The sequence below is a fragment of the Mameliella sp. AT18 genome (assembly GCF_028807275.1).
GTDB lineage: Bacteria > Pseudomonadota > Alphaproteobacteria > Rhodobacterales > Rhodobacteraceae > Antarctobacter > Antarctobacter albus.
The window spans coordinates 1-24978 of the sequence record NZ_JARAMO010000074.1 but is presented as its reverse complement, the minus strand read 5'-3'; the positions used below and the strand labels follow the sequence as shown (position 1 = coordinate 24978).

The following is a 24978-nucleotide window of genomic DNA, read 5'->3' as shown; positions in this document are numbered from 1 at the left end:
TGCAACACCCCACCGGGGGCGGCGGGAATCTGCATGCGGTGTCGCGGATGGCTTCGCAATTGCGCCCGGGCACGCTAATCTCTTGTAAAACCAAAGAGCAGCAGGACCCGATCCATGATGTGGCGCGCAACAACCGGGCTGATCGCCCTTGCCCTTTTCGCCCCGCTGGCGGCGGCGGAGGCGGTCGAGGTCTCCTTGCGCCCCGTCGCGCGTGGGGAACTGGAGGCCCGCGTGACTGACCGCGCCATTCCCGCCTCTCCCCGGCCCGTCGGACGCGGCGAGGCGCCCGAGGTAGAGGATCGCCCGCTGATCGTCGATGGCGTGCCGGAGGATGAGCTGGAGGTGGTCAGCCGCGCCGCCACGCTGACGCCCAGCCTGCTGGCGCCTTCTGGCTCGTTGCGCCCCGTCCTGCGCCCTGCCGCGCTGGAAACGCTGGCCGCACATTCCGCCCGGATCACCGGCACGCAGGCCGGGTTCCGCGACTGGGTGCGCGCGTTTCGCCCCCGCGCCCTGGAACAGGGGATCGAACCGGCTGTCTTCGATGCCGCCTTCAAGGGGGCAAAGTTCGACCGCAAGGTGGTGGAACGCGACCGCAACCAGTCCGAGTTCACCAAGACGATCTGGGACTACCTCGACAGCGCCGCCTCGGCGACCCGCATCCGCAACGGCAAGGCGGCCCTGAAAAAGCACCGAAAGCTGTTGGACAAGATCGAGGCGGAATACGGCGTGCAGAAAGAGATCGTCGTGGCGATCTGGGGTCTGGAATCCGCCTATGGCACCTTTCGCGGCAGCACCCCGGTGATCGAGGCGATGGCCAGCCTCGCCTATGACGCGCGGCGCGCCGAATTCTTCGAGGGAGAGCTGATCGACGCGCTGAGAATCCTGCAGGACGGGCACACGACACAGGCCAACCTGCGCGGATCCTGGGCCGGGGCGATGGGGCACACCCAGTTCATGCCCGGCTCGTTCCAGCGGCTCTCGGTGGATCACGACGGCGACGGCAAGCGCGACATCTGGGGCGACGACCCCGCCGATGCCCTTGCCTCGACCGCCAACTACCTGAAATCCAACGGCTGGAAGACCGGCGTGCCCTGGGGGGTCGAGGTCCGCGTGCCCAAGGGCTTCGACTACATGCAGGCCAAGCGCGAGGTGACCCGTCTGCCCTCGGAGTGGGCCGACCTGGGCGTGCTGGACATTGATGGCAAGCCGGTCGGGGATTTCGGCCCGGCCTCGGTGCTGCTACCCGCCGGGCATACCGGCGCGGCCTTCCTGGTTTTCGACAATTTCGAGGTGATCGAGACCTACAACACCGCCGATGCCTACGTCATCGGTGTCGGCCACCTGGCGGACCGCATCGCGGGCGGCAAGGCGATCCAGGGCAAATGGCCCCGGGGCGACCGGGCGCTGAGTTTCGAGGAACGCATCGAACTGCAACAGCGCCTGACCGCCGCCGGCTTCGACACCGAGGGCATCGACGCCAAGATCGGCCCGTTGACCGTCGAGGCGGTGCGCCAGTACCAGAGATCCCAGGGGCTGGTGCCGGACGGCTATGCCTCGCTCTCGGTGTTGAAGCGGCTGCGGTGAGGTTTCTGCTTTCGCCCGGCCTGCGGCCAAGCGACCCGCTGGGGGGCCAGCCCCCCAGACCCCCCGGGGGTATTTCCGCCAAGAAGAAGCAGGGGCGTGGGGATCAGAACCCGCGTTCCTCGCAGGGGCCACCGGCAAAACAGCTGTGGACCCGGTCCAGATAATGCCGGTGCGGGTTCGGGTAGAGCCAGCTGCCGCAGGGGTCGGCCTGCAGCACGCGCTTGCCGTTTTCATGCTTGATGAAAGCCAGGTAACGCGTACCGCTTTTCGGATGTGCGCACCAGGGGCCGAAGCAGAGCACCCGCAGGGTCACATTCGCCTGGAACAGGGTATCAAATCCGTTCATGTCCAGCGAATGACCAATGAACTGTGCCCGCAGATCGGTCCGTGGTGGCACCCGGTCCTGGCGGGCCCAGTCGACCCTGGGCAGGCGCCCCTCGTCGAAATCGAGCCGGCCGACGGCGATCCCCCAACGATCGCCGGACGCTTCGGCCGCCTTGAAATCGCGCACCGGGTCCGCCGGGCGACAGGAAAGCGCCAGCGCCGGCGAGGCCGCCAGCAGCGATAGCGACAGGGCCAGCCAGCGCATCACAGGTGATCCCGAAAGGCGGCGATGACCTGTTCATAGACCGGACGCTTGAACGGCACGATCTGTTCCACGACCTCATCGGCGGGCAGCCAGCACCATTCCGAGAACTCCTGGTGGTCGTCCGCATCCAGCCGCACCTGGTCGTCCGTGCCGTGAAAGCGCAGCAGGAACCATTTCTGCTCCTGCCCCTTGTAGCGGCCCTTCCAGATCCGGGGCACGATGTCATGCGGCAGGTCGTAGGCGATCCAGCCCTCGGTTTCCGCCTCGACGGTGACAAGGTCGCGACTCACGCCGGTTTCCTCTTCCAACTCGCGCAGGGCGGCGTCGCGCGGGTCCTCGCCCTTGTCGATGCCACCCTGGGGCATCTGCCAGGCGGGCACCTCGCTGTCGATGCGCTGGCCGACAAAGGCATGGCCCTGGGCGTTGACCAGCATCACGCCGACGTTGCGGCGGTAGGGGAGGGTGGCGATGTCTTCGGGGGTCATCGGGCGGGTCTTGCTCACCTTGGGCCTCTTTGTACGTTTTTCCGGAAATCGCGTACGTTTTGTACAAAACGTACAGGATCCACGGGCACTCCTGCCTTCTCGTGCATACACCCGCCGGACCCGTTTTCAAAGCGGTCGGGCGCGCGGACCATGGCACATTGAAAACGAAAACCGGCGGCCAGGGGGCCGCCGGTGTAGCTGTTTCGAGACAGGACAGCCTCAGTCCTTGGGACCCAGCGCCGACAGGCCCTTGAGGATGTCGATGGCATAGGCCAGCTGGTAATCCTCTTCGCGCAGGCGGGCGGCGGCCTCGGCCTTGGCCCGGTCAAGCTCGATCTGCTCGATTTCCTCGGGCGTCAGCGAGTCGTTGTCGAGGCGACCGCGCAGGTCGGCCTCGGAACGGGTGAACGGGTTGGCCGCCGGCTCTTCCGCGGGTTCGGCGTTCGGATCGCGGCGCGGCTGGGCGACCACGATGTCCGGAGAGACACCCAGCGCCTGGATCGACCGGCCCGAGGGCGTGTAGTAGCGCGAGGTGGTCAGGCGCATTGCGCCGTTGCCCCGCAGCGGCATCACGGTCTGGACCGAGCCCTTGCCGAAACTCTTGGTGCCGACAACGATGGCGCGGCGGTGATCCTGCAGTGCACCGGCGACGATTTCGGAGGCCGAGGCCGAGCCGCCGTTGATCAGCACGACCAGCGGCTTGCCCTCTGCCAGGTCGCCGGGCTGGGCGTTGTAGCGGTCGCCATCAGCCGGGTCGCGGCCCCGGGTCGAGACGATCTCGCCCTTGTCGAGGAAGGCATCGGCCACCATGATCGCCTGGTTCAGCAAGCCACCGGGGTTGTTGCGCAGGTCGACGACAAAGCCGTTCACCTTGTCGATGCCACCCGCCTCTTCGACCTGCTTGGCGATGCCGTCGGCGAGGTTCGGGAAGGTCTGATCGTTGAAGGTGGTGATGCGCAGCACGACGGTCTCACCCTCGGTACGCGAACGCACGGCCGTCAACTTGATGGTGTCGCGGATGATCGAGACGTCAAAGGGCTCGTCGACGCCTTCGCGGACCACGGTGATCACGATTTCCGAACCCACCGGCCCGCGCATCATGTCCACTGCCTCGTCCAGGGTCAGGCCCAGCACGCTTTCGCCATCGACATGGGTGATGAAATCACCCGCCTCGATGCCGGCCTCCATCGCAGGGGTGCCATCGATGGGAGAGACCACCTTGACGAAGCCGTCTTCCTGCGTGACCTCGATCCCCAGGCCGCCGAATTCGCCGCGCGTCTGAACGCGCATGTCGGCGGCATCGTCGGGGGCAAGGTAGCTGGAATGCGGGTCGAGCGAGGTGAGCATGCCATTGATGGCGGCCTCGATCAGGTCCTTTTCGTCGACTTCCTCGACGTATTGCGCGCGGATGCGTTCAAAGATGTCACCAAACAGGTCGAGCTGCTCATAAACGCTCTCCGGACGGCTGCCCTCTTGCGCCAGCAACGGCCCGACCAATTGGGTCGTCGCCACGATGGACGCCAGGGTGCCGCCGACGGCGGCCATCACGAATTTCCTCATACCTCAATCATCCCTTGTCGGTTGTGAACCACCGCAGTGGGTCCTCGGGCACGTCGCCCTCTCTGACCTCTATATAGAGCGTTTCCGAACGGTCTCCGCCAGCCCCCTCACCCGAAGGTGACATATTGTTGCCGGCAGGCCCACCCATCAGCCCGACAGGCGCCCCGGCGGCCAGGACCTGCCCCGCCTCGCCAAAGACCGTGTCCAGCCCGGCAAGCACGAACATCAGGTCCGCCTGAGGTTCCAGGATGACCACCAGGCCGTAGTCCAGCAGCGGGCCGGCATAGCGGATCGTCGCGGCAGACGGGGTTGTCACCAGTGCCCCGGGACGGGTGGCGATGACGACGCCGGGGCGCGCGACGCCCGCCGCGTCGCGGTCCCCGGCCCCGTGCAGAACCACCCCGCGCACGGGCAACGGCAGGCTGCCCTTGCGGTCGGTGATCGGCGGCAGCGGCGGGCCGGTCTCGTCTTCGGTGATCTTGGCCAGGCCCGAGGCGAAGCCCTGCAATGTCTCGGTCGAGGTGATCAGCAGTTCGGTCCGGATCGGGTCCTCGGTAAAGCGACGGGGCAGATCGGTGCGGTCGGCGATCGCCTGGCTGAGCGCGGTGCGCGCGGCCTGCACGCCGCTCAGACCCTCCTGCAGTGTGTTGGCGGCATTCTGTTGCAGGGCGCGCAGGGCCGTGACCTCTTCGAGATCGGCGCGCAGCTCTGCCGCCTGCGCGGCAAGACCGGGCGTCAATGCCGCTACCAACATCCCCGAACGCGCGGCATCCAAGGGACCGCCCGGATGCACCAGCGTGCGCGGCGCGGCGCGGTCACCCACGGCCATGAGGGCGCCCAGCAGGCGCGCCACCTCGGCCTCCTGCGCGGACAGCTTGCGGCTGAGTTCCGTCTCCCGGATCGTCGCCGCGCGCAGCCCCTCGCGCATGGCGGTCAGCCCGTCCTCGTAGGCGCGCACCGTATCGGTCAGGGCCGCCACACGGTCCTGCGCCTCGTCGGCGGTGTCCAGCAGGACAGAGGCCGCCTCCAGCGCCTCGGCGGCGGCGCGCGCCTTGTCCCCCGCGTCCTGCGCGGCCAGCGGCGCGGCAACCAGGCAGAGGATCAGGGCCAGGCGTCTCACGTGATCAGGCTTTCCCCGGTCATTTCCTCGGGCTGCGGCAGGTCCATCAGCTGCAGCAGGGTCGGCGCCACGTCAGCCAGCCGCCCATCGCGCAGCTTTTCCACGCCGGGCGCGCCATAGAGGATCACCGGCACCAGGTTCGTCGTATGCGCCGTATGCGGCCCCCCGGTTTCCGGATCGACCATCGTTTCGCAATTGCCGTGGTCGGCGATCACCAGCAGCGCGCCGCCGGTCTGTTCCAGCTTGTCGACCACCTGCCCCAGCCCGGCATCGACCGCCTCGCAGGCCTTCATCGCCGCCTGCAGATCGCCGGTATGCCCGACCATGTCGGGGTTGGCGTAGTTCACCACGATCAGGTCATAGCCGTGGTCGATCGCGCCCAGGAATTTCTCCGTCACCTCGCCGGCGGACATCTCGGGCTGCAGGTCATAGGTCGCCACCTTGGGCGACTTGGGCATGAACCGATCCTCGTGCGGTTCCGGCACTTCCTTGCCGCCATTGAGGAAGAAGGTCACATGCGGATATTTCTCGGTCTCGGCCAGGCGGAACTGGGTCTTGTCGTGCTTGGCCACCCATTCGCCCAGCGTGTTGACGATCTTTCGCTTGGGGTAGGCCGTCGTCATGTAGGCGTTGTGGCTGTCGGAATATTCCACCATCCCCAGCAGGCCGGACAGGTCCGGTTTCTCGCGGTCGAACCCGTCGAAATCCGGCGCACCGATGGCGGCGAGGATCTCGCGCGCGCGGTCGGCACGGAAATTGACGAAGAAGACACCGTCGCCTTCGGCAATCCCGCCGTAGCCCTCGATGACAAAGGGCAGGATGAACTCGTCAGCCTTGTCCGCTGAATAGCTGGCCTTGATGCCGCTCACGGCGTCGGGATGCGCGGGGGCCTCGCCCTCGATCATCGCGCGATAAGCCTTTTCCACCCGGTCCCAGCGATTGTCCCTGTCCATCGCGTAGTAGCGGCCGGTGACGCTGACGATCTCTGCGCCCTCGGGCAGGGATTTTTCAAATCGTGCGACTTGATCCGCGGCGGAAGTGGGGGCCACGTCGCGGCCGTCGGTGATGACATGAACCGCCACCCGCAGCCCCTGGTCGGTCAGGACCTTGGCCGCCGCCAGCATGTGATCGGTATGGGCGTGCACGCCGCCGTCCGAGGTCAACCCCATGACATGCGCCCGGCCACCCGCAGCCTTCACCTTGGCGGCAAACTCCAGGATGGCCGTATTGTCAAAGAAACTGCCGTCTTCGATGGCCAGGTCGATCTGGCCCAGGTCCATCGCCACCACCCGGCCCGCGCCGATATTGGTATGCCCCACCTCGGAATTGCCCATCTGCCCGGTCGGCAGGCCCACGTCGGGCCCGTGGGTGATCAGCGTGGCATGGGGGCAGCTGGCCATCAGCCTGTCCATCGTGGGCGTATGGGCCAGCTTGGGGGCATTGTTCGCCTCCTCCTCGCGCAGGCCCCAGCCGTCCAGGATCGTGAGAATGACGGGTTTCATCGGCTAAGCCCTCCGAGGATCGTTCAGCAGCGGTTTAACAGGGGCGGAGAGGGATGTGGAGGGGGTATGCCAGCGCGAAAGGCACGCCGCGCCGTAGCGGCGGGCCCCCATGCCAAGGGGTTGCCCATATGCCGCCTGGACCGGCATCCTTTCTGAGCGGATTGGCGCCGGGTTCGGTCCGAGATCCTGCCGACCTGCCGGAAAATCCGGACCGCGCGCAGCCCCGTATTCCCGTACTCCGAACTCGTGCTAAGAAGGCATGGTCTGGACGAGAGGACCCGCCCGCAACGTGCCGCAACCGGGGGAACAGGATGAGTGCCCGCAAACCGATTCCCCTGTTTGTCGCCGGGTTGATGGCGCTTTTGTTTCTCCTGCTTGTCACGCTGATCTACAGCGCCTCGTCGCGCACCGCCCGGTTCGAACGCGACGGGGTTGAGACCACGGCAGTCTTCGTCTCCGGCCGCACGCAGCGTACGCAGAGCCAGCCCGAAAAGCCGGTGCGCTTTCGCCACTATGCCACGGTCCGCTATTCCGTAGACGGTGAGGTCATCACGGCCGAGGCGCAGGTGACCGGAGATTTCCTGCGCGCCCACGACCCCGGCGCGCAGGTGCCGGTACGCTACCTGCGGGACGATCCAGACACCGTGCTGGTGGACCCGCTGTTCGAAAGCCGGAGCCTGGCGCTGGCCTGGATGTTCCTGATCTTCTTCGCGGGGTGCCTGATCTGGCCGCTGATACGGCGCTGGCGCGCGCGGCGCGTGGCCGGCGGCGAGGTCCCGGATCAGGTCCGGGACGGGCCCCAACAAGTGACCCACCGCCGTCCCAAGGCCGGGCCGCTGCCGCGCTGGGTCAGGTGGGTCTCTGCGCTGCTTATGCTCTGCGCGCTGGGATCGTTCTTTACCCTCTCGATCTGGCTGCGCTACGCCGTCGAGGCCTGGGCCTTGCCGCACCTAGGCTGGGTGAGCCTGCCGCTGGGCATGGCGGCAATGCTGTTGCCGCCGGTGGGGTTCGGACTGGTGAATTTCGGGCTGATCTGGGGTGTGCAGAGGTGGCGGACGGCGCGGTAAACGCCGCCGTCCGCCGATGTTTCAACGGCTGATATTTCCGCAGGCGGCGCGAAGTCCCGGGGCAGGCCCGGGACGCGGCGGCACGAAACTGAGCGGGTCATTGTTCCCCCAGCTCGCGTCGAAACCGCACCTCACCCCTGAAGCGACTTCACCACCAATTCGCCCTCTTCCCGCGCCTTCATGGCCAGCGCGGCGGCGTGTGCCCCCGCGGCCGTCGTGAAATAGGGGATCTTGTCGTAGAGCGCGACCGAACGAATTTCGCGGCTGTCCTCGACCGCCGCGGACCCCTCAGTGGTGTTCATGACAAGGTGAACCTTGCCGTCCTTCATCAGGTCGACAATGTTCGGGCGGCCTTCGTAGACCTTTTTCACCAGCTCGCAGGCGATGTCATGCGCGGCCAGGAAGGACGCCGTACCCGAGGTCGCGACGATGGTGAAGCCGAGGTCCACGAGAATGCGCGCAGTCTCGATCAGTTGGTGCGTCTTGTCCTCGTCCTTGATCGAGAAGAACACCGTGCCCTCCGTCGGCAGATGCGTTCCCGCCCCCAGCTGCGCCTTGAGGAAAGCGCGGGCAAAGCTGCGGTCCCAGCCCATGACTTCGCCAGTCGAACGCATTTCCGGGCCCAGGATCGTGTCCACACCGGGGAAACGGGCGAAGGGCAGCACCGCTTCCTTGACGCTGAACCAGGGCATGTTCGGATCGGCCAGCGTCATCGGATCAGCCATCGGCACGTCGGTGTCATAGTCGATGCTTGCCTCGTAACCGGCACGCTTGGGGAAGGCCGTCAGCGGTTCGCCGGCCATGACGCGGGCGGCGATGCTGGCGATGGCGCTGTCGGTCGCCTTGGCGACGAAAGGCACCGTGCGGCTGGCGCGCGGGTTCACCTCGATCAGGTAGACCTCGTTTTCGCCCGCCGCGTTGGCCTTGATCGCGAATTGCACGTTCATCAGGCCAACCACGTTCAGCGCCTTGGCCAGCGCATGGGTCTGGCGTTCGATCTCGGCCAGGATGTCGGCGTCCAGCGAGTAGGGCGGCAACGAACAGGCACTGTCGCCCGAGTGCACGCCGGCCTCTTCGATGTGCTGCATGATGCCGGCGACATGGACGTTTTCGCCGTCACAAAGCGCATCGACGTCCAGCTCTGTCGCGCCGGACAGGTAGCTGTCCAGCAGGACGGGGCTGTCACCGGACACGACAACCGCCTCCTTGATGTAGCGGCGCAGGTGATCCATGTCGCGCACGATTTCCATCGCCCGACCACCCAGGACGTAAGAGGGGCGGATCACCAGCGGAAAGCCGATCTCCTCGGCGATGTCCAGCGCCTGCGCGTCGGTCGAGGCGATGCCGTTCCTGGGCTGTTTCAGGCCCAGCTGGTTGACCAGCGCCTGGAACCGCTCGCGGTCCTCGGCCAGGTCGATGGCGTCGGGCGTGGTGCCCAGGATCGGGATGCCCTCGGCCTCGAGCGAGTTGGCAAGCTTCAGCGGGGTCTGGCCGCCGAACTGAACGATGACGCCGTGCAGCGTGCCGTTTTCCTGCTCTTTCGTCAGGATTTCCATGACGTGTTCAAAGGTCAGCGGCTCGAAATAGAGGCGGTCCGAGGTATCGTAGTCGGTCGAGACAGTTTCCGGGTTGCAGTTGACCATGATGGTCTCATAGCCCGCGTCGGTCAGCGCGAAACAGGCATGGCAGCAGCAATAATCGAACTCGATCCCCTGCCCGATCCGGTTGGGACCGCCGCCCAGGATGACCACTTTCTTGCGGTCGGAGGGGCGCGCCTCGCATTCCACCTCGCCCATGAGGGGCTCTTCGTAGGTGGAATACATGTAGGGGGTCTGCGCCTCGAACTCGGCGGCGCAGGTGTCGATGCGCTTGAAGACGGCGGTGACGCCCAGCGCCTGCCGCCGTGCGCGCACGTCCTTTTCGGCAAAACCGGTCAGCTTGGCCAGGCGGGCATCGGTAAAGCCCATCATCTTGAGCGCGCGCATCGCCTCTGCGTCCTGCGGCAGCCCCTCGGCGCGGACCTCCTGCTCGGCCTCGACGATCTCGCGGATCCGGGCCAGGAACCAAGGGTCGAACATGGTGGTGCCGTGGATCTCGTCGTCCGTCAGCCCGTGGCGCATGGCCTGGGCGATGGTGCGCATCCGGTCCGGGGTCTGTTCGCTGATCGCCTTGATGACGGCAGCCTTTTCCGGGGCGGTCGACCACGGATCGACACTGACGCCGGGGATTTCCACCTCGTCAAAGCCAGTCAGGCCCGATTCCATCGAGGCCAGCGCCTTTTGCAGCGATTCGTGGATGGTGCGGCCGATGGACATTGCCTCGCCCACCGATTTCATCGCCGTGGTCAGGTAGGGTTCGGAACCGGGGAATTTCTCGAAGGCAAATTTCGGGATCTTGGTCACGACATAGTCGATGGTCGGCTCAAAGCTGGCGGGCGTGACCTTGGTGATGTCATTGTCCAGCTCGTCCAGCGTGTAGCCGACGGCCAGCTTGGCGGCGATCTTGGCGATCGGGAAACCCGTGGCCTTGGAGGCCAGCGCCGAGGACCGCGACACGCGCGGGTTCATCTCGATCACGACCATGCGGCCGTTTTCCGGGTTCACCGCCCACTGCACGTTGGAACCGCCGGTTTCGACGCCGATCTCGCGCAGGACGGCGATGCTGCCGTTGCGCATGATTTGGTATTCCTTGTCGGTCAGCGTTAGTGCGGGCGCCACGGTGATCGAGTCGCCGGTGTGCACGCCCATCGGGTCGACGTTCTCGATGGAACAGACGATGATCGCGTTGTCCGCCTTGTCGCGGACAACCTCCATTTCATACTCTTTCCAGCCCAGCAGGGATTCATCGACAAGGATCTGGCCCACGGGCGAGGCATCCATACCGGTGCGGCAATAGTGGATATAGTCCTCGCGGTTGTAGGCCACGCCGCCGCCGGTGCCGCCAAGGGTAAAGGCGGGGCGGATGATCGCCGGCAGGCCGATCTCATCAAGCTCTTCCAGAGCCAGGGCGACGCCGGCCTCCAGATCACGCTTGCCGTTGTCCTTCTTGGGCGCGGTGATGATCGTGGCCTTGGGGTTTTCCAGGCCGATGCGGTCCATCGCCTCGCGGAACAGCTTGCGGTCCTCGGCCATTTCGATGGCCTCGCGCTTGGCGCCGATCATCTCGACGCCGAATTTCTCCAGCACCCCCATCTCTTCCAGCGCCAGCGAGGTGTTCAGGCCCGTCTGCCCGCCCATCGTGGGCAAAAGCGCGTCGGGGCGTTCCTTCTCGATGATTTTGGCGACGACTTCCGGCGTGATCGGCTCGATGTAGGTGGCATCGGCCAGGCCGGGGTCGGTCATGATAGTGGCCGGGTTCGAGTTCACCAGGATCACCCGGTAGCCCTCTTCGCGCAGCGCCTTGCAGGCCTGGGCACCGGAATAGTCGAACTCGCAGGCTTGGCCGATGATGATGGGCCCCGCTCCGATGATCATGATGGACTGAATGTCGGTACGCTTGGGCATCGGGCAGCTCCGTCTGGGCCCCGGCATGGCGCGTTTCCGGGGGACTCTGTTGGCAAATTGTCGGCGTTATACGCAGCGCGGGTTCAAGCGCAAGCCTCGAACGGGGTGGTACGGCGACACAGGGCACCTATCTGACAGCAGGGTACAGGACAAGGATGCGGCGGGTATGGCCATTTTGCCGGAGGACGACAGGGCAGAGACTCGGCGCGCCTGGCTATGGGTAGAGTTCGCCTGTTTCTTTGCGGTGATTCCCGCGGTCATCGCGCTGGCCTTTCCCGCGGACATGATGTTCCCGCTGCTTTTCGGGTTCACCGCGCTGGGGGTGGTCCTGCTGCACATCACGCCGGGGTTTCACTGGCGCTCGCTGCGGCGCGGCGCCGCGCGGATCGACTGGTGGCTGGTGGCGGGCTTTGCGGCGGTGACGGCCACCATGGGCTACGCGGTGCTGCAATTGACCGCGCCAGAGGCCGCCTTTGCGTTGATCCGTCTAAACCCGGTGCTGATGCTGATGATCGCGGCGCTCTATCCATTCCTGTCGGCCCTGCCGCAGGAACTGGTCTTTCGGCCCTTGTTCTTTCGCCGCTACGGCGGCCTCCTGCCCGGTGGGACATGGCCGCCACTGGTGCTGAACGCCGCGCTCTTTTCCTTTGCCCACCTGATGTACTGGAGCTGGATCGTCGCCGGGATGACCTTTTTCGGCGGGCTCGCCTTTGCCTGGGCTTATGAACGGCGCGGAAGTTTCGCAGAGGCGGTGGTACTGCATTCCATCGCCGGGGTGATCCTGTTCGCGCTGGGGCTGGGCATCTTCTTTTACTCGGGCAACGTGGTGCGTCCGTTCTGAGACCGCACCACCACTATTCCGCCGCGCGCATCCAGTCCGCCCGCGCCGCCGGGTACAGGTAATCGCGGGTGATCGGCACCGCCGACATGGACTTGGCCAGTTGCCACTGCTGGACATGCAGATTGCCCTGCCGGAAAGAGACCTCCATCGAGACCAGGTAGAACCGCCACATGCGCAGGAACCGTTCGTCGAACATCTCGACCACCCGGTCGCGGTTCTCTTCCAGCCGCTCGCGCCAGGCCTGCAGCGTCATGGCGTAATGGATGCGCAGCGCCTCGTCGTCGCACTGGTGCAGCCAGTTGTCCTCGATCGCGCGATAGACCTCGGAGGCGGAGGGGGCGTAGCTGCCGGGAAAGATGTACTTGTCGATCCAGGCGTTGTTGGGACGCGGCGGGCCGTTCTTGACGATGGAGTGGATCAGCGCGACACCGTCGTCGGCCATCAGGTCGCGTACCTTGCCGAAATACTCGCGGTAATGCGGGGCGCCGACATGTTCCAGCATGCCGACACTGACGATCCGATCGAATCGCTCTTCCAGCTTGCGATAGTCCAGAAGCAGGAAGCGCACCCGATCCTCCAGCCCCTCGACATGCGCCCGTGCCTGCGCCGTGGCCAGCTGGTTCTCCGACAGCGTCACGCCCGTCACCTGCGCGCCGTAGTCGCGTGCCAGCGTCAGCGCCATGCCGCCCCAGCCGCAGCCGATGTCCAGCACCCGCATCCCCGGCTTTATCATCAGCTTGTCAGCGATATGCGCCTTCTTGGCCGCCTGCGCCTCTTCCAGGGTCATGTCGGACTTTGACCAGTAGGCACAGGAATACTGCATGTCCGCATCCAGAAAGATCCGGTACAGATCGTCCGAAAGATCGTAGTGATGCGCGACGTTGCGCCGGGCCGTGAACGGCGTGTTGCGCTGCAGGAAACCTCGCAGAGCGCTTTGCAATCTGCGCGGCAGTTCGTACCAGGGCGGCAGTTCGGCGATGTTGCCGCTGGGCACGAACAGCCCCAGAAGCCCCGGCAGGTCATCGCCTTCGACCTCCAGCGTGCCCTCGGCATAGCATTCCCCCAACGCCAGGCCGGGGCGCATCAGCAACCGGCGCACGGTGTCCGGTTCGGTCAGGATGATATGGGCCTCGGGGCCACCGCCCGGCCCGTAGGTTTCCGATTGCCCGCCGGGCATGGTCACGGTCAACTGGCCGTGCCGCAGCATCCGGCGCATCATGTTGCGGAACAGAGACTCCCACATGGCAAACCCCCTTGCGACGTTTTGGCGCGTCCTCCCGGCATTGATGATTAGCAGACTCAGGTGATTCTCACCAAATAAAGCCGTCTCCCTTGACTTCCCCCGCCCCTCGGGATGTATCGGCGCCTGACTTTTGCGCATATCAAAGGGGCCCGACATGCACGCCTATCGCAGCCATACCTGTGCCGATCTGACCAAGGACCAGGTGGGTGATACCGTCCGGCTGGCCGGCTGGGTGCACCGCATCCGCGACCACGGCGGCGTGCTGTTCATCGACCTGCGCGACCATTACGGCATGACGCAGGTGCTCTGCGATCCCGACAGCCCGGTGTTTGCCCAGGTCGAGAAGGTGCGCAGCGAATGGTGCATCCGCATCGACGGCACGGTGAAGGCACGCGCCGACAGCCTGGTGAACCCCAAGCTGCCCACCGGAGAGATCGAGGTCTACATCCGCGACATCGAGGTGCTGGGTGAGGCGCAGGAACTGCCGCTGATCGTCTTCGGCGACCAGGAATACCCAGAGGAAACGCGCCTGAAATACCGCTATCTCGACCTGCGCCGCGAAGCGATGCAGAAATCGATGACGCTGCGGTCCGACGTGGTGGCCAGCATCCGCCGCCGCATGTGGGACAAGGGGTTCCGCGAGTACCAGACGCCGATCATCACCGCCTCCTCGCCCGAGGGCGCGCGCGACTTCCTGGTGCCGTCGCGCCTGCATCCGGGCAAGTTCTACGCCCTGCCGCAGGCCCCGCAGCAGTTCAAGCAGCTCATCATGGTCTCGGGCTTCGACAAGTATTTCCAGATCGCGCCCTGTTTCCGCGACGAGGACCCGCGCGCCGACCGCTCGCCCACCGATTTCTACCAACTGGACATGGAAATGTCCTTTGTCGAACAGCAGGACGTGTTCGACACGGTGGCGCCGGTGATCGCGGGCGTCTTCGAGGAATTCGGCGGCGGCAAGTCCGTGGATGCACCCGAGACATGGCCGCAGATCCCCTATGCCGAGGCGGCGCTGAAATACGGCACCGACAAGCCCGACCTGCGCAACCCGATCGAGATGCAGGTGGTCTCCGAGCATTTCGCCGGTTCCGGCTTTGCCATCTTCGCCAAGCTGCTGGAACAGGAGGGCACCGAGATCCGCGCCATCCCGGCGCCGGGCGGCGGCTCGCGCAAGTTCTGCGACCGGATGAACGCCTGGGCGCAGAAAGAGGGTCTGCCGGGCATGGGCTACATCTTCTGGCGCGACCAGGGCGAGGGCATGGAGGCCGCAGGCCCCCTCGCCAAGAACATCGGCCCCGAGCGCACCGAGGCGATCCGCCAGCAGCTGGGCCTGGGTGTCGGCGACGCGGCGTTTTTCCTGGGCGGCAAGCCCGCCAGTTTTCAGCGCATCGCGGGCAAGGCGCGCGACGTGCTGGGCCATGAGCTGAAGCTGATCGACCCCAACCGCTTTGCCTTTGCCTGGATCGTGGATTTCCCGATCTACGAAAAGGACGAGGAAACCGGCGAGGTCGATTTCGAGCACAACCCGTTTTCCATGCCGCAGGGCGGGATGGAGGCGCTGCAGGGCGATCCGCTCAAGGTGCTGGGCTTCCAGTACGACCTGGCCTGCAACGGCTACGAGCTGGTCTCGGGCGCGATCCGGAACCACAAGCCCGAGGTCATGCTGAAGGCGTTCGAAATCGCGGGTTACGGCGAGGAGGAGGTCAAGAACCGCTTTGGCGCGCTCTACAACGCCTTCCACTACGGCGCCCCGCCGCACGGCGGCTGTGCCGCGGGCATCGACCGGATGGTGATGCTGCTGGCCGAAACGGCGAACATCCGCGAGGTCATCATGTTCCCGATGAACCAGCGCGCCGAAGACCTGATGATGAACGCGCCCTCCGATCCATCGTCGGATCAGCTTATGGAACTGTCCCTGCGCGTCATTCCGCAGGACTGACGCCGCAAAAGGCGCCTTTTTGCCGAGGCGCCGGACACAACATCGTGCGGGGCGATGCAAGCACGCCCCGCTTGCGGTATAGGGGCCTTAACAGCGTTGAGGCCCCAAGATGTTCGACCCCGTTCTTGCCGAAATCCGCTTTGGCTGTGGCCGGTCCCCCCGGATCGCCGCCCCCGCCTCCATGCAGGCGCTGCTGGACGGGCTGACCGCCCCAGACGGAATGGCACAGAGCTTTCCGATCATGGCGTTCGACGCCTTTTCCAGGGACATGGTCGTCAACGCCTACACGCTGGGTCGCATCCGCCGCCTGACGCGCGGCACCGAGGCGGAGGGGCTGGCACTTGAACAAATCCAGCGACTCAAACGCAGTGCCCGCAAGTTGCAGTCGGAGTGGCTGGTGGCCCATGTCGCCCGCCGCGTGAACAGCCCGACGCCTTTGCGCGAACGGCTGGAAAGCTTTTGGGCCGACCATTTCACCGCGCGCGGCAAGGCCAACGTGATGATCCAGGCCGGGTCACCCTACGTCGAATCTGCCATCCGCCCGCATCTCGCCGGCAGGTTCGAGGACATGTTGATCGCGGTGACGACGCATCCCCTGATGCTGCACTACCTCGACCAGCACGCCTCGGCCGGGCCGAACTCTCCGCAGGCACTGAAATACCCCGGGCAAAAGGGCCTGAACGAGAACCTGGCCCGCGAGGTCCTGGAACTCCACACGCTGGGCGTGGACGGCCCCTATACGCAGACCGACGTGCGCGAACTGGCAGAACTGCTGACCGGGCTCGCCTTCACCCCCGAAGGCGGCACCGAGTTCCGCCGCCCGCTGGCCGAACCCGGGTCGGAGACCGTGCTGGGCAAAAGCTATGGCGGCGACCAACCCGCCCGGCTGGAGGATATTCACGACGCCCTGCGCGACCTTGCCAGGCATCCGGTGACCGCTCGCCATGTCGCGGGCAAGCTGGCCGTGCATTTCGTGGCGGATGCACCCGACGCGGACCTGGTCAGCGCGATGGAAACCGCCTGGCTGAACACGGACGGCGAGCTGATGGCGGTCTACCGGGCCATGCTGGATCACCCGGCCGCCTGGGACCCGCGCCCGGCCAATGCCAAGCAGCCGCTGGATTTCATCGCCTCGGCCTGCCGGGCGCTGGACATCCCGCACGAGATCCTGGGCAAGCGGGTCGGCATCGCGCTGGTCGAACCGATGCGCCTGATGGGGCAGGTCTGGCAGAAACCACCCGGCCCCGACGGGTTGCCCGAGGCGGATGATGCTTGGCTGACACCACAGGGGTTGGCCGCCCGTCTGCAATGGGGCTTTACCATGCCGCAGGCCCTGCTGGGGGCCCTGCCGGACCCGCGCGATTTCGTTGAAACCGCGCTGGGGTCGCGCGCCCCTGACGAGGTGCGCTTCGCCGCCGGCGCCGCCGAGACCCGAGCCGACGGGATCGGCGTGGTGTTGGCCTCCCCCGCCTTTCAGAGGATGTGAGCAATGGACAGACGCAATTTCCTGGCCCGCAGTGCCGCCCTTGGCTGTTCTCTGGCCGCCAGCCCGCTGGTCACGCCGGTCAGCTTCGCCGCGACGCCGGGCGATGCCCGGCTGGTGGTCATCATCCTGCGCGGCGGCATGGATGGCCTCGACGTGGTGGCGCCCTATGGCGATCCGGATTTCGCCGCCCTAGGCCGGCCGGGACCGGACATGGACGGGAGCGCCTTCGATCTAGACGGGCGGTTCGCGCTGCACGGGGCCCTGGCCCCGTTGCGCCCCCTCTGGCAGGCGGGTGACCTGGGTTTCGCCCATGCGGTCTCGATCCCCTACCGCGACAAGCGCAGCCACTTCGACGGCCAGGACCTGTTGGAGGCCGGCGTGGCCGCCTCGGACGCGCCCTTGCCCGATGATGGCTGGCTGAACCGTCTTGTCCAGCATCTGCCCGGGGCCAGCGCGGAAACCGCCTATGCCATCGGCAGCGAGCCGCTGCGCATCCTGTCGGGGCCCGCGCCCGTAAACCGCTGGACGCCGGAGGCGGACCTGCGCCTGTCGCCTCAGGCCATTCTGCTGACCCAACGGGTGATGCAGTCCGATCCTGCGATGGCCGCAGCGCTGGAAAGCGCCTTTGCACTGGCGGGAGGTGACGGTGACGGGCTGGCCTTTTCGGGCACCCCCGGCGACATGATGGCCGCGATGCGGGACGACATGATGGCGCCGCGCGACCGGCATCGACCGGGCCGTGTGCTGGCGGAATTTGCCGGTGCGCAATTGCGGGGTGCGGCGCGGATCGCCTGTTATTCCCTGAACGGCTGGGACACGCACAAGTCGCAGGAGCGCCACCTGGCCCTGTCGCTGGAACAGCTGTCGGACTCGCTTCTGGCCCTGCAAGAGGCCCTGGGACCAGAGGCCTGGGGCAAGACGACGGTGGCTGCGGTGACCGAATTCGGGCGGACCGCGCGCTGGAACGGGACAGAAGGCACGGACCACGGCACCGGTGGGGCAATGGTACTGGCCGGTGGCGCCCTGCGCGGGGGCCGTGTCGTCACCGACTGGCCCGGCCTGGGCGACGGAGCGCTTTATGAAGGGCGTGACCTGAGACCCACCCGCGACCTGCGGGCGCATCTGGCCTGGCTGTTGCACGGACAATTCGGCATCGCTCGCAGCACGCTGGAAACCACGGTCTTTCCCGGACTCGACATGGGAAGCGACCCGGGCCTGTTGTTGTAGTGCGGGCGGTCAGATCGCCATGCGATCGGCCACGCGGTCCTGAACCAGGGCAGACACACGGTCCAGACCGGGCTTGACCGGACGGCCAGCCGCACGCGCATCGGCCAGGTCCTCTGCTGCCTGCTGCAACACGCCGTCGCCCGCGCTGCGCGCGACCCCGGCAAGGAACTGCGTCAGGTAGGCCAAGGTCTGTGGGTTGCGCGCGTCGCCCAGCACGTCTGCCGCGTGGGCCATGTCATCGCGGTAGGACAGGGGATCGGGGACCACGGGATCGTCACAGACAAGACGCGGGCCGGTGGGACGCCGTTCGCTGGGCAGGACCGACAGGATGGCGTTCTGGAAGGCGACAACCGAAGAGATCGGCTTGCCCAGGAAACCGTCGGCACCGGCGGCCAGGGCCACTTCTTCGGCGAAGGTGTCGCCGCTGGTGCCCAACAGGACATCTACGCGCGGACAGGTCGTGCTGAGTTCGGCGATCAGGTCTGCACCCGACCCATCCGGCAGGCCCAGGTCGATGATCACCACGCTGGGCCGATAGACCTGCAGGTGCCGTCGCGCCGACTTCAGGCAGTCCGCACGGCGGATACGCGCCCCGGACCGCAGGCACAACAGGCGCATGGCATCACAAGAGTACCGGCTGTCCTCAACCACGAGGATGGTCAGCCCAAGCAGGGGCCGCGTCGCGGTAGGACGCAGGTGCGGGGAGAGTTGATCATAGTCGTCCATGTCGGGGCTCCTCATCGAGTCGCCTGCCAGATTGGCCCCGACAAGGTGAACAAGCGGTTAAGGGTCGCACCGGCTTGTCCGGCCTGTGTCGTCACGCCATAACCTCTGCCAACGCCAGACATGGAGAGACAAATGATCGGACGCCTGAATCACGTTGCCATCGCCGTGCCCGACCTAGAGGCCGCCGCCGCACAGTACCGCACCGCGCTGGGTGCCAAGGTCGGAGAGCCGCAGGACGAGCCCGACCACGGCGTGACCGTGATCTTCATCGAACTCCCGAACACCAAGATCGAGCTGCTGTATCCACTGGGAGAAAACTCTCCGATCCAGGGGTTTCTGGACAAGAACCCCTCGGGCGGCATCCACCACGTCTGCTACGAGGTCGAGGACATCCTTGCGGCGCGCGACCACCTGAAGGAAACCGGCGCCCGCGTGCTGGGCACCGGAGAGCCAAAGATCGGCGCACATGGCAAGCCCGTGCTCTTTCTGCACCCCAAGGACTTCAACGGCTGCCTCGTGGAACTGGAGCAGGTCTGATGGGGATCACCTCGGCCATCGTCCTCTTTGCCGTGATCTGGTTCATGACGTTCCTCTGCGTCATCCCGATCCGTCTGAAGACCCAGGGAGACCTGGGCGACGTTGTGCCCGGCACCCATGCCGGCAGCCCCGAGGTGCATAACCTCAAGCGCAAGGCCTGGATCACGACCGGCATCGCCTTCGTGCTCTGGGCCGTCATCGCCTCGATCATCGTCTTCGAAGTGATCACGGTGCGCGACATCGACGGTTGGATGTTCGACCGGATGGACGGCAGCTCGCACGTCAACTGATTGGGACCGCGCCCCTAGCGGGCGCGGTTCACCCGGTGGAACACATGGGTAAAGGCCGCCGCCCCCAGCACGGGAACCAGCAGGTTCACGATGGGAACGGTCAGGGGCACCGCCATCACCACACCCGTCACCCAGATCGTCAGCATGTGCCGGCGCCGCAGCTTGCGTGCCTCGATCCGGCCGACGCGGCGCATGGCGGCCAGCGTGAAATATTCCCGACCCAGCAGAAACCCGTTCAGCGCCCAGAAGATGAAGGGCGCGAAGGGGATGAAGATCAGGTAGACGATCAGCGCCAGCAGGTTCGCCAGGACCATTGTCCCGAAGAACCCCAGCGCATCCATCAGGCCATCTGAAAAGCTGACCGGGGTTGCGGCGGGCAAACCGGGATAGTGGCGGTCCTCGACCGCCTGCGCGACTTCTTCGAGGAACATCGAGATGATGGCCGAGGCCACCGGCGTCATCAGGAAGACCGACAACAGCAGCATGACCGGCACCGAGGCCCAGCTTGCCGCGTCGTCGAGCCATTGCACCGTGCCGATCCAGGGCAGCGTGACGGCATCTCCGACCATCCAGCCGACCACGTTGAACACCACCACGACGGCGGCGATCAGCGCCCCCAGCGTGATCCCGATCCCGCGCAACAGCACGCCGCGAAAGCGCGGATCAGGCATTTGCGCCATGGCGCGGCTGACGGCATCGAAGATCATTCCGACACCCAGCTGACGATCTGGTCAAGGTCGGGGCGCGGACGTTCCGGCGGCGTGGCGCCTTCGGTTCCGATGTGGATGAACCCGGCGATCTTTTCATCTGCGCCAAGCCCCAGTGCGCCCTCGACAAAGCCGCGATCATGGCTGGCCCAACCCGACAGCCAGTTCGCGCCCCAGCCTGAGGCCAGCGCCGCGTTCAGCAGCGCAAGACAGGCGGCACCCGCCGAATAGGTCTGTTCCAGCGCCGGGATCTTGGGGCTGTCCTTTTGCACCTCGACGACGGCAACGCAGAGCGGGCTGCGCTCCCATGCGTCGCGTGCCTTGGCGATGTCCTCGCCACTCTTGCCCAGCCGGGTGCCGCACTCTGTCACGGCATCCGCCAGTCGCCGCATCGCGGGCGCCCGCAACACGATGAACCGCCAGGGCTCCAGCTTGCCGTGATCGGGGGTCCGCGCCGCTGCCGTCAACAGGGGCATCAGCGCGGCATCGTCGGGGCCGGGCGCCTTCAACGTCTTGGCCGGGCGCGACCGGCGGCTCAGCAGAAAGTCCATTGCAGCGGGGTTCGGGATGGGCATGGCGTCTCCTGTCATCGTCCGCCGTTATGTCAGGCCGCAGGCGCCGGGTTTCAACCGGGAATATTGCGCATCACGGCGCAGCCTGTATGCGGGGGGCATGAAACAGCCAGATCTCTCCGACCTTGCGGTGCCGGGCGCCACGCTGACCGTGCGTGTCACGCCCAGGGCATCGCGCAATGCCGTCATCCGAGACGGGGACAGCCTGCGCGTCACGGTCACGACGGTGCCGGAGGGCGGCAAGGCCAATGCGGCGGTGATCAAGCTGCTGGCCAAGGCGCTGGGACTGCCGAAAAGCCGGCTGGAACTGGTGCGCGGCGAGACCGCGCGGGACAAGCTGTTTCGAATAGCCGACTGAGCCGGGATTCAATCCTTGCGCCGATAGACGCCTTCGGGCGTGTTCACCGCCGCCACCAGGTCCTGCATCTGCGAAATTGACAGGGTGATCCGCTGCATCCTGTCGGTGCGCGGGTCGTATTGCTCGACCGTGATGCAATCCTCGAAGCCCGAGATGACCACGTCCTCTTGCAGGGGCGGGCCGCCTTCGTCCACCAGGGTCACGACGGTGGCGTCAAAGTCATGTTCTACGCTGTACATGTCGTCAGCCTAGCCCGCGCGCCCCTTGCCGGAAACCGATTCGGCACGACGCTGACGCCGCCGGTACAGGGCATATAGCGCCGGGGCCACGAGGTGATCGTAGATCAGGCCCAGAATGCGGCTCAGTATCGGCAGGCGCACCAGCCAGGCCAGCCAGCGCAGGCGCGGCATCTCTGCCCAGAGGACGGCAAAGGCGGGCAACCCGCTGTAAAGCGTGCCGTCCTTGACCACATGAAACCTGCGGGCCGCCTGGTCGCGGGTCAGCCCGTGATCTTGATGCGTGCCCTCGGAGAGCCCGGCAAAGCCCACTTCGACGCCGTCACGTTCCGCCATGCGGCGATAGCCTGCCACCTCGCGCGAACAGATCGGGCAACTGTCGTTGTAGATCACGGTTGGCTTATCGGTCATGCACCGAAACCTAGATCACCGGCGCAACACTGCCAATTGATCGCGACCGGCTGGAACAGAAGGTCGCGGCAGCTTAGGGTCGAGGTACACTCATCGTTTTCCGGACCTTCCATGACCCGACTGTTGCCGCTCATCGCCCTTGCGTTGCTGTCCGCCTGTGCCGCGCCCCTGCCGGCCCCCGCGCCCAGTGCCCTGGGCGGATCCGAGGCCCAGCAGCGCGCCAACCGCGCCGCGCGGCAATTCGTGCAGGTCGTGCAGACGGTCGAGCCGGTCGCGGAACGCGAATGCCGCGAGCGGACCCGGGGGCTGAACTGCGATTTCCAGATCGTGATCGACGACCGGGCCGAGCTGGCGCCCAATGCCTTCCAGACCGTCGACCGGTTCGGCCGACCGATCCTGGCCTTCAACATCGGCATGATCAACTCGGTCCGGAACGCGGACGAACTGGCCTTTGTCATGGGGCACGAGGCCGCGCATCACATACTCGACCATCTCGCCAAGACCAAGCAGAGCGCCACCATCGGCGCCGTGGTCTTTGCCGGGATTGCCGCCATCAGCGGGGCCGAGGCCGAGGCCGTGCGCAATGCCGAACAATTGGGTGCAGCGGTGGGCGCCCGCACCTATTCCAAGGAGTTCGAGCTGGAAGCGGACCAGCTGGGCACGATCATCACCTATCGCGCCGGCTTCGATCCCTTGCGCGGGGCTGAGTTTTTCGCGCGCATTCCCGATCCCGGCAACAGGTTCCTTGGCAGCCACCCGCCCAATGCCGCCCGCCTCAAGATCGTGGCCGAGACGGAAAAGGCGCTGCGCCAACAGTGACACCTCACCCTGCGTCAACCCTGCGTTGACCTGAGTCAAGGCGACCGCGCGCCCGCTCTGCCATGCTTTGCCTCGACGACAGAGGACAGAGGACAGAGGGGACGGATCAATGCAGAGCAGAGCGACACTGAAACGCCATGCGGCGCTGGTCGATGACATGGCGCAGGCCCGCGGGATAGACCTTGAAGAACAGATCATGCGCGGAAAGCTGACGGTCTCTGAACTGGAGGACGCGGTGTTGCGCTGCACGGCCTGCACGTCGCCAGAGACCTGCGCACACTGGCTGGGCAATCGCGAAGGCACCGAGACACCCGCGTTCTGCCGCAACTCCGGCCTGTTCCGGACTCTGGAAGCGGGTTGAGAGATGGACGGAACGCGCCCTGCCCCGACCCGCCCCACCGTCTTGGGGGATGAAACCGAGCACTACTGGCTGGTCCAACGCATGGCCAAGGCCACCGGCGTCGATCTGGTCGGCGCGATGGACGCCGGGCTGCTCACGCAGGAGGATTGGGCGGGACTCGTCACGCGCTGCCGGGGCTGCACCTGGTCCGAGGGTTGCGGTCAATGGCTGAACAAGCCCGTGGACGACACGCGCAACTTTCCCGGCACCTGTCTGAACCGCAAACGCCTTGCCGCGCTGCAAGACGCGATGGAAGGCACCACGTCCTAGGAGAAGAAAGATGGGACTGACGCTTGGTGACCCCGCCCGGCATTTTTTCATGACACGCAGCGTTGCGCGGGTCATGGGCCTGAACCTCAGCGATGCGTTGAACGATGGCAGCCTGGCACCGGGCGCCTATGCCTCGATGGTCACCGCCTGTCGTGGATGCGCCTTGGTGGATGCCTGCGAGCAATGGTTGTCTCGCCAGACCTCGCTGACCGGGACACCGCCCCCGGGGTGCTACAACGGCCCCATACTGGCCGAGCTTCAGCGACGCCAGTGACGGTCACCTGCGGGAAAGAGACACCCGGGCCAGAATGAAAGCAGGGGGCGTTTCCGCCCCCATTTTTTCTGTCATTGCGACCGCAGGTTCTGGGCCGATTCCTTGATCGCCTCGTATTGGCCCGAAGGCCGGAACCGCCAGAGATAGTCCGGCAGCACCGCCTGAACGGACATCGGCGAGATCCCCAGGTCGGAGAACCCCCGAGCGCCTTCGGCGGTGACGTTGTCCTGGCGCAGGCTGCGGACCTGGTCGGCGGTGATCTGCGCGGGAATCAGGCCCAGCGAGAGGCTTTGCACGAGATCCGAAACCGCCGCAATGACACTTGCGGCAAAAAAGGGAATGTTTGCCACGAAGCGACGGCGGCGGATCACGTCCAACATCACTTGCATCAGCTCGCGGAAGGTCATCACGTCCGGACCGCCCAGTTCATAGATGCCTGGCACTGCCTGTCCCAGAACGCCCTTGACTGCGGCCTGCGCCACGTCGTCCACATAGACCGGCTGGAATTTCGTTGCGCCGCCGACGATCGGCAGCACAGGACCCATGCGGGTCATCGAGGCGAAGCGGTTGAAAAAGGCGTCCTCGGGGCCGAAAATCACCGACGGGCGCAGGATCACGGCCTGCGGCATGTGCTCAAGGACGGCTTCCTCACCTTTGCCCTTGCTCTTGGCGTAAAGGCTCTTGCCCTTGGGATCGGCACCGATGGCAGAAACATGCACCATCCGCGAAACGCCTTCCTCGGCGGCGATGCGTGCGATGCGCTCCGCGCCTTCGTGCTGAACGGCGTCAAAGTTGTTCTTGCCGCCCTTGTCGAAGGTGCCGACGCAATTCACCACCGCATCGGCCCCCTGCATCACGCTGCGGACGCTGTCGTCATCGCGGATGTTGCAGAAGACCGGCTCGACCTGGCCGACGACGCCATAGGGCCGGACAAAGATCGCCTCGTTCGGGCGGCGGCAGGCGACACGGACGCGCCAGCCCTCCCTGGCCATGCGACGGGCGATATAGCGTCCGACGAATCCCGAGCCGCCATAGATGGTGACGAGTTTGGACATTGGGGCGCGCCCTCCTGTAGCCAGCTTTCCCGGCAGGAATACCGGCGCGGCGCCTCGCCCGCAAGGCGCCGCATTGCCGCGTGAAGATTTCTTGAAATTCGTCGTTGACACCCCCTCGCACCACCTTTAAACGCCTGCCTCACGCTCCTGATGCCCAGGTGGCGGAATTGGTAGACGCGC

General features: G+C 65.9%; 26 protein-coding genes. 13 read left to right on the top strand and 13 right to left on the bottom strand.

The window, feature by feature from the left end:
* Window positions 1–114: 114 nt before the first annotated feature.
* Window positions 115–1584: a lytic murein transglycosylase gene (locus PVW46_RS09815; protein ID WP_274575783.1), complete on the top strand. Its 1470-nt coding sequence runs from the start codon at window positions 115–117 to the stop codon at window positions 1582–1584.
* Window positions 1585–1687: 103 nt separating this feature from the next.
* Here the strand turns inward: PVW46_RS09815 and PVW46_RS09810 are convergent, their stop codons facing one another.
* The 5 genes from PVW46_RS09810 to gpmI form a co-directional block, all read right to left on the bottom strand.
* Entirely contained in the window at window positions 1688–2173 is a 486-nt protein-coding gene (locus PVW46_RS09810; protein WP_083242403.1) for a hypothetical protein, read from the bottom strand.
* Window positions 2173–2658, bottom strand: a complete 486-nt coding sequence (locus PVW46_RS09805) for an RNA pyrophosphohydrolase (protein ID WP_069210564.1) — start codon at window positions 2656–2658, stop codon at window positions 2173–2175. The genes PVW46_RS09810 and PVW46_RS09805 overlap by 1 nt, the downstream gene beginning before the upstream one ends.
* A 219-nt stretch (window positions 2659–2877) precedes the next feature.
* Window positions 2878–4218, bottom strand: a complete 1341-nt coding sequence (locus PVW46_RS09800; protein ID WP_043140618.1) for a S41 family peptidase — start codon at window positions 4216–4218, stop codon at window positions 2878–2880.
* A 7-nt stretch (window positions 4219–4225) separates the two neighbouring features.
* Window positions 4226–5338 (bottom strand): murein hydrolase activator EnvC family protein, encoded by a 1113-nt coding sequence (locus tag PVW46_RS09795; RefSeq protein WP_069210563.1) that lies wholly within the window; start codon window positions 5336–5338, stop codon window positions 4226–4228.
* The gene (gene gpmI, locus PVW46_RS09790; RefSeq protein WP_069210562.1) at window positions 5335–6840 is read right to left on the bottom strand and encodes a 2,3-bisphosphoglycerate-independent phosphoglycerate mutase; all 1506 of its coding nucleotides are present in this window, start codon (window positions 6838–6840) and stop codon (window positions 5335–5337) included. Before gpmI ends, PVW46_RS09795 begins: the two co-directional genes overlap by 4 nt.
* A gap of 311 nt (window positions 6841–7151) precedes the next feature.
* Here gpmI and PVW46_RS09785 point away from each other — a divergent pair, with 311 nt between their 5' ends.
* Entirely contained in the window at window positions 7152–7907 is a 756-nt protein-coding gene (locus PVW46_RS09785) for a DUF3592 domain-containing protein (RefSeq protein ID WP_069210561.1), read from the top strand.
* 131 nt (window positions 7908–8038) lie between these two features.
* Here the strand turns inward: PVW46_RS09785 and carB are convergent, their stop codons facing one another.
* Window positions 8039–11410, bottom strand: a complete 3372-nt coding sequence (gene carB / locus PVW46_RS09780) for a carbamoyl-phosphate synthase large subunit (protein WP_069210560.1) — start codon at window positions 11408–11410, stop codon at window positions 8039–8041.
* Window positions 11411–11576: 166 nt separating this feature from the next.
* Between carB and PVW46_RS09775 the strand changes: the two genes are divergently transcribed.
* Entirely contained in the window at window positions 11577–12251 is a 675-nt protein-coding gene (locus tag PVW46_RS09775; protein ID WP_069210559.1) for a CPBP family intramembrane glutamic endopeptidase, read from the top strand.
* A gap of 13 nt (window positions 12252–12264) precedes the next feature.
* Here the strand turns inward: PVW46_RS09775 and PVW46_RS09770 are convergent, their stop codons facing one another.
* Complete coding sequence (locus PVW46_RS09770) at window positions 12265–13494, bottom strand: SAM-dependent methyltransferase (protein ID WP_069210558.1); 1230 nt, start codon at window positions 13492–13494, stop codon at window positions 12265–12267.
* A 154-nt stretch (window positions 13495–13648) separates the two neighbouring features.
* On the opposite strand from PVW46_RS09770, the gene aspS reads away from it, so the two are divergent.
* From aspS to PVW46_RS09755, 3 genes are all read left to right on the top strand, one after another.
* Window positions 13649–15430: an aspartate--tRNA ligase gene (gene aspS / locus PVW46_RS09765; protein WP_069210557.1), complete on the top strand. Its 1782-nt coding sequence runs from the start codon at window positions 13649–13651 to the stop codon at window positions 15428–15430.
* Window positions 15431–15539: 109 nt separating this feature from the next.
* On the top strand, window positions 15540–16916 hold the full coding sequence (locus PVW46_RS09760) for a DUF1800 domain-containing protein (protein WP_274575778.1): 1377 nt from the start codon (window positions 15540–15542) through the stop codon (window positions 16914–16916).
* A 3-nt stretch (window positions 16917–16919) separates the two neighbouring features.
* On the top strand, window positions 16920–18143 hold the full coding sequence (locus tag PVW46_RS09755) for a DUF1501 domain-containing protein (RefSeq protein ID WP_069210555.1): 1224 nt from the start codon (window positions 16920–16922) through the stop codon (window positions 18141–18143).
* A 9-nt stretch (window positions 18144–18152) separates the two neighbouring features.
* Here the strand turns inward: PVW46_RS09755 and PVW46_RS09750 are convergent, their stop codons facing one another.
* On the bottom strand, window positions 18153–18869 hold the full coding sequence (locus PVW46_RS09750) for a response regulator transcription factor (RefSeq protein ID WP_043140593.1): 717 nt from the start codon (window positions 18867–18869) through the stop codon (window positions 18153–18155).
* Window positions 18870–19001: 132 nt separating this feature from the next.
* Here PVW46_RS09750 and mce point away from each other — a divergent pair, with 132 nt between their 5' ends.
* Window positions 19002–19406 (top strand): methylmalonyl-CoA epimerase, encoded by a 405-nt coding sequence (mce, locus tag PVW46_RS09745; RefSeq protein WP_043140590.1) that lies wholly within the window; start codon window positions 19002–19004, stop codon window positions 19404–19406.
* Window positions 19406–19696 (top strand): DUF1467 family protein, encoded by a 291-nt coding sequence (locus tag PVW46_RS09740; protein ID WP_069210554.1) that lies wholly within the window; start codon window positions 19406–19408, stop codon window positions 19694–19696. The genes mce and PVW46_RS09740 overlap by 1 nt, the downstream gene beginning before the upstream one ends.
* Window positions 19697–19710: 14 nt before the next feature.
* On the opposite strand, the gene PVW46_RS09735 is transcribed toward PVW46_RS09740, so the two are convergent.
* On the bottom strand, window positions 19711–20403 hold the full coding sequence (locus tag PVW46_RS09735; RefSeq protein WP_069210553.1) for an EI24 domain-containing protein: 693 nt from the start codon (window positions 20401–20403) through the stop codon (window positions 19711–19713).
* Window positions 20400–20978: a nitroreductase family protein gene (locus PVW46_RS09730; RefSeq protein WP_069210552.1), complete on the bottom strand. Its 579-nt coding sequence runs from the start codon at window positions 20976–20978 to the stop codon at window positions 20400–20402. Before PVW46_RS09730 ends, PVW46_RS09735 begins: the two co-directional genes overlap by 4 nt.
* A 97-nt stretch (window positions 20979–21075) precedes the next feature.
* On the opposite strand from PVW46_RS09730, the gene PVW46_RS09725 reads away from it, so the two are divergent.
* Window positions 21076–21333 (top strand): DUF167 domain-containing protein, encoded by a 258-nt coding sequence (locus tag PVW46_RS09725; RefSeq protein ID WP_069210603.1) that lies wholly within the window; start codon window positions 21076–21078, stop codon window positions 21331–21333.
* Between the two features lie 8 nt (window positions 21334–21341).
* Here the strand turns inward: PVW46_RS09725 and PVW46_RS09720 are convergent, their stop codons facing one another.
* Window positions 21342–21572, bottom strand: coding sequence for a DUF8831 family protein (locus tag PVW46_RS09720; RefSeq protein WP_043140582.1), 231 nt, complete (start codon window positions 21570–21572; stop codon window positions 21342–21344).
* Between the two features lie 9 nt (window positions 21573–21581).
* A complete protein-coding gene (locus PVW46_RS09715) occupies window positions 21582–21980 on the bottom strand; it encodes a thiol-disulfide oxidoreductase DCC family protein (RefSeq protein ID WP_069210551.1) in 399 nt (132 codons plus the stop codon).
* 111 nt (window positions 21981–22091) lie between these two features.
* Between PVW46_RS09715 and PVW46_RS09710 the strand changes: the two genes are divergently transcribed.
* From PVW46_RS09710 to PVW46_RS09695, 4 genes are all read left to right on the top strand, one after another.
* Window positions 22092–22799: a M48 family metallopeptidase gene (locus PVW46_RS09710; protein WP_069210550.1), complete on the top strand. Its 708-nt coding sequence runs from the start codon at window positions 22092–22094 to the stop codon at window positions 22797–22799.
* A 109-nt stretch (window positions 22800–22908) separates the two neighbouring features.
* Window positions 22909–23160: a DUF6455 family protein gene (locus tag PVW46_RS09705; protein ID WP_069210549.1), complete on the top strand. Its 252-nt coding sequence runs from the start codon at window positions 22909–22911 to the stop codon at window positions 23158–23160.
* Window positions 23161–23163: 3 nt separating this feature from the next.
* Window positions 23164–23469 carry a DUF6455 family protein gene (locus tag PVW46_RS09700; protein ID WP_069210548.1) on the top strand — a complete coding sequence of 102 codons (306 nt, stop codon included), beginning with the start codon at window positions 23164–23166 and terminating at the stop codon, window positions 23467–23469.
* Between the two features lie 10 nt (window positions 23470–23479).
* Window positions 23480–23743, top strand: coding sequence for a DUF6455 family protein (locus tag PVW46_RS09695; protein WP_043140569.1), 264 nt, complete (start codon window positions 23480–23482; stop codon window positions 23741–23743).
* 71 nt (window positions 23744–23814) lie between these two features.
* Here the strand turns inward: PVW46_RS09695 and PVW46_RS09690 are convergent, their stop codons facing one another.
* Window positions 23815–24798, bottom strand: coding sequence for a complex I NDUFA9 subunit family protein (locus PVW46_RS09690; RefSeq protein WP_069210547.1), 984 nt, complete (start codon window positions 24796–24798; stop codon window positions 23815–23817).
* Between the last annotated feature and the right edge of the window lie 180 nt (window positions 24799–24978).

Coding starts and splice junctions, on each gene's coding strand:
- PVW46_RS09815 (WP_274575783.1), top strand. CDS start 115: ATGATGTGGCGCGCAACAACCGGGCTGATCGCCCTTGCCCTTTTCGCC.
- PVW46_RS09810 (WP_083242403.1), bottom strand. CDS start 2,173: ATGCGCTGGCTGGCCCTGTCGCTATCGCTGCTGGCGGCCTCGCCGGCG.
- PVW46_RS09805 (WP_069210564.1), bottom strand. CDS start 2,658: ATGACCCCCGAAGACATCGCCACCCTCCCCTACCGCCGCAACGTCGGC.
- PVW46_RS09800 (WP_043140618.1), bottom strand. CDS start 4,218: ATGAGGAAATTCGTGATGGCCGCCGTCGGCGGCACCCTGGCGTCCATC.
- gpmI (WP_069210562.1), bottom strand. CDS start 6,840: ATGAAACCCGTCATTCTCACGATCCTGGACGGCTGGGGCCTGCGCGAG.
- PVW46_RS09785 (WP_069210561.1), top strand. CDS start 7,152: ATGAGTGCCCGCAAACCGATTCCCCTGTTTGTCGCCGGGTTGATGGCG.
- carB (WP_069210560.1), bottom strand. CDS start 11,410: ATGCCCAAGCGTACCGACATTCAGTCCATCATGATCATCGGAGCGGGG.
- PVW46_RS09775 (WP_069210559.1), top strand. CDS start 11,577: ATGGCCATTTTGCCGGAGGACGACAGGGCAGAGACTCGGCGCGCCTGG.
- PVW46_RS09770 (WP_069210558.1), bottom strand. CDS start 13,494: ATGTGGGAGTCTCTGTTCCGCAACATGATGCGCCGGATGCTGCGGCAC.
- aspS (WP_069210557.1), top strand. CDS start 13,649: ATGCACGCCTATCGCAGCCATACCTGTGCCGATCTGACCAAGGACCAG.
- PVW46_RS09760 (WP_274575778.1), top strand. CDS start 15,540: ATGTTCGACCCCGTTCTTGCCGAAATCCGCTTTGGCTGTGGCCGGTCC.
- PVW46_RS09755 (WP_069210555.1), top strand. CDS start 16,920: ATGGACAGACGCAATTTCCTGGCCCGCAGTGCCGCCCTTGGCTGTTCT.
- PVW46_RS09750 (WP_043140593.1), bottom strand. CDS start 18,869: ATGGACGACTATGATCAACTCTCCCCGCACCTGCGTCCTACCGCGACG.
- mce (WP_043140590.1), top strand. CDS start 19,002: ATGATCGGACGCCTGAATCACGTTGCCATCGCCGTGCCCGACCTAGAG.
- PVW46_RS09740 (WP_069210554.1), top strand. CDS start 19,406: ATGGGGATCACCTCGGCCATCGTCCTCTTTGCCGTGATCTGGTTCATG.
- PVW46_RS09735 (WP_069210553.1), bottom strand. CDS start 20,403: ATGATCTTCGATGCCGTCAGCCGCGCCATGGCGCAAATGCCTGATCCG.
- PVW46_RS09730 (WP_069210552.1), bottom strand. CDS start 20,978: ATGCCCATCCCGAACCCCGCTGCAATGGACTTTCTGCTGAGCCGCCGG.
- PVW46_RS09725 (WP_069210603.1), top strand. CDS start 21,076: ATGAAACAGCCAGATCTCTCCGACCTTGCGGTGCCGGGCGCCACGCTG.
- PVW46_RS09720 (WP_043140582.1), bottom strand. CDS start 21,572: ATGTACAGCGTAGAACATGACTTTGACGCCACCGTCGTGACCCTGGTG.
- PVW46_RS09715 (WP_069210551.1), bottom strand. CDS start 21,980: ATGACCGATAAGCCAACCGTGATCTACAACGACAGTTGCCCGATCTGT.
- PVW46_RS09710 (WP_069210550.1), top strand. CDS start 22,092: ATGACCCGACTGTTGCCGCTCATCGCCCTTGCGTTGCTGTCCGCCTGT.
- PVW46_RS09705 (WP_069210549.1), top strand. CDS start 22,909: ATGCAGAGCAGAGCGACACTGAAACGCCATGCGGCGCTGGTCGATGAC.
- PVW46_RS09700 (WP_069210548.1), top strand. CDS start 23,164: ATGGACGGAACGCGCCCTGCCCCGACCCGCCCCACCGTCTTGGGGGAT.
- PVW46_RS09695 (WP_043140569.1), top strand. CDS start 23,480: ATGGGACTGACGCTTGGTGACCCCGCCCGGCATTTTTTCATGACACGC.
- PVW46_RS09690 (WP_069210547.1), bottom strand. CDS start 24,798: ATGTCCAAACTCGTCACCATCTATGGCGGCTCGGGATTCGTCGGACGC.